This window comes from Streptomyces sp., assembly GCF_031178505.1.
Classification (GTDB): Bacteria; Actinomycetota; Actinomycetes; order Streptomycetales; family Streptomycetaceae; genus Streptomyces; species Streptomyces gulbargensis.
Genome location: NZ_JAPSIW010000882.1, coordinates 1 through 2,606, shown reverse-complemented (window position 1 = coordinate 2,606; position 2,606 = coordinate 1). Strand labels below are relative to the sequence as shown.

The 2,606-nt window shown below is 78.2% G+C and carries 3 protein-coding genes; 2 read left to right on the top strand and 1 reads right to left on the bottom strand.

Translation table 11 applies throughout. The features are described 5' to 3' along the window. On the top strand, positions 1 to 449 hold a 449-nt coding region (locus tag RIF68_RS33910), incomplete at its 5' end, for a PH domain-containing protein (protein WP_309055309.1). Further along, positions 446 to 2,071 carry a PH domain-containing protein gene (locus RIF68_RS33905; RefSeq protein WP_309055308.1) on the top strand — a complete coding sequence of 542 codons (1,626 nt, stop codon included), beginning with the start codon at positions 446 to 448 and terminating at the stop codon, positions 2,069 to 2,071. The genes RIF68_RS33910 and RIF68_RS33905, both read left to right, overlap by 4 nt. A 34-nt stretch (positions 2,072 to 2,105) precedes the next feature. Here RIF68_RS33905 and pgl read toward each other — a convergent pair. Next, positions 2,106 to 2,606: 6-phosphogluconolactonase (pgl, locus tag RIF68_RS33900; protein ID WP_309055307.1), on the bottom strand; the 501-nt coding region annotated here is incomplete at its 5' end.

Below are 2,606 nucleotides of genomic sequence, written 5' to 3'. Positions count from 1 at the left end.
GGCGGGCCGTCGCCTGGTGGCGCACCCGCTGCCTGGTGGCCACCGCCGCCCCGGCGGCGGTCCTCGGCCTCCTCGGCGCCCTCGTCGGGCCCGCCAGGGCCTGGCTGCTGCCCGCCGCCGCCCTCGTGGCGGCGGCGGGGCTCGCCGGTACCGCGTTCCTCCCCCTCTGGTGGTTCCGGGTGCACCGCTGGGAGGTTACCGACGAGGCGGTCTACGTCCGCACCGGAGCCCTGTGGCAGGAGTGGCGGATCGCCCCGCTCTCCCGGATCCAGACCGTGGACACCGTACGCGGGCCGCTGGAGCAGCTGTTCCGGCTCGGCACCGTCACGGTGACCACGGCCTCCTCCAAGGGGGCCCTGCGGATCGAGGGCCTCGACCACGAGCTGGCCGCCGCGCTCGGCGAGCGGCTGACCTCCCTCACCCAGGCCACTCCCGGGGACGCCACATGAGCGGGGACGGCGGCCCCGGCCCGGACGCGGAGGGGCCGAAGGCGCCGGGGGAGGGGGAGCCGGGGGAGTGGCGGCGGCTCGACCCGCGCACGCCGGCCGTCACCGCCGCCGTGCTCTGCGGGGTCGCCACCGGCGCCGGCCTGCCCCTCGCGGTCGGCATCGCCGGGACGCCGCTGGGCCACGCCGTCGTCTGGGTGGTCACCGGCGCCCTCCTCCTCGTCCTCGGCGGCACCGCCGCCGACCTGGTCCGCCTGCGCCGCACCCGCTACCGGGCCGGCCCCGAACGGGTCGACCTCCGCACCGGGCTCCTGCTGCTCAAACGCCGCTCGCTCGCCCGGGAGCGGATCCGCAGCGTCGACCTCACCGCCAACCCCCTCCAGCGGGTCCTCGGACTCGTCAAGGTCCGCATCGGCACGGGAGAGAGCACCGGCGGCGGCGAGTCCACCCTCGAACTCGAGCTGGTCGCCCGCGCCGAGGGCGAGCGGCTCCGCCGGGAGCTCCTCGTCCGGCCCGCCGCCGCACCCGGTGACCCGCTCCACGACGGCGCCCTCGCCGTCCTCGACCCGCGCTGGATCCGCTACGCCCCCGTCTCCTTCGTCGCCCCCGCCCTCGGCGGCGCCGCCGCGGGCGCCGTCCTCCAGGTCAGCGAGTGGTTCGGCGCCCAGGGCGAGGTCATCCACTGGATAGGGGACCGCTTCCGGGACGTCTCGCTGCCCTGGACGGTCCTCGCCCTCGTCCTCGTCGCCACCGCGGCCGGGGCGCTCGGGGCCCTCGGCCTGTGGGCCGAGATGTGGGGCAACTACCGCCTGGAGCGCGAGCCGGGCGGCACCCTGCGGGTCCGCCGGGGGCTCCTCACCACCCGCTCGGTCTCGATCGAGGAGCGCCGGCTGCGCGGCGTCGAACTGGTCGAACCGCTCGGCGTGCGCCTCTGCGGGGCCGCCCGGGTGGACGCCGTCGCCACCGGCCTGGTGGAGAACGACGGCGACCGGCACGGCGACCTCAAGAACCTGCTGCCGGCCGCGGAACGCCGTACGGCCGACCGTGTCGCCGCCCAGGTGCTGCGGGAGCCCGAACCGCCCACGTCCGCGCCGCTGGCCGCCCACCCCCCAGCCGCGCGGACCCGCCGGCTGCGGTGGGCGCTCGCCGCCGTCCTCCTCCCGGCCGCGCTCCTCGCCGTCCTCGGCGCCCTCCTCACCCCGGTCCTGCTGTACGTGGCGGCCGGCGGGACCGTCGTCCTCGCCCCGCTCGGCGTGCTCCTGGCCCGCGACGCCTACCGCTCCCTCGGACACACCGTCAGCGGGCCCTACCTCGTCGCCCGTTCGGGCACGGTCCGCCGGTCGACCGTCGCCCTCCGCCGCTCCGGTGTCATCGGATGGACCGTCAAGCAGTCGTACGTCCAGCGCCGCGCGGGCCTCCTGACGGTGACCGCGACCACGGCCGCCGGCGCGGGCGCCTACACCGTGGCGGACACCGGCGTGGGTCAGGGGCTCGCTCTCGCCGCCGAGGCCGTACCAGGGCTGCTCACGCCCTTCCTGGAGCCCGCGCACGGCCCGGACGCCCGGCGGGCCCCGGACGGCCCGCGGCACCCCGGCACGACGGAGGCCCGGCCCACCCTCGGGTGAACCGGGCCTCCGTCCCGTTCCGGGACCTTCGCGATCAGGCCGTCGCGTGCGGGTACAGGCTCCGCGGCAGCTCCGCGGCGGCCGCCGCGTCCAGCAGCCACAGGGTGCGCGAGCGGCCCCGGGCACCGGCCGCGGGGACCTGCACCTCGCCGGCGCCGGACAGCGCGAGCGCCGCCGCCCCGGCCTTGTCCTCGCCGGCCGCGAGCAGCCAGACCTCCTTCGCCGCCCGGATCGCCGGGAGCGTCAGGGAGATCCGGGTCGGCGGCGGCTTGGGCGCGGCGTGCACCCCGACCACCGTCCGCTCGGTCTCCCGTACCGCCGGGAGCTCCGGAAAGAGCGAGGCCACGTGCGTGTCCGGCCCGACGCCCAGCATCAGCACGTCGAAGGAGGGCACCCCGTCGGGTCCCCCGGCGGCGGCCAGCTCGGCCGCGTACGCGGCGGCTGCCGCGTCGGCGTCGTCACCGTGAGGACCGTCCGAGGCGGGCATCGCGTGCACCCGCGCAGGGTCCAGCGGCACCCGGTCGAGCAGCGCCTC

Coding starts and splice junctions, on each gene's coding strand:
- RIF68_RS33905 (WP_309055308.1), top strand. CDS start 446: ATGAGCGGGGACGGCGGCCCCGGCCCGGACGCGGAGGGGCCGAAGGCG.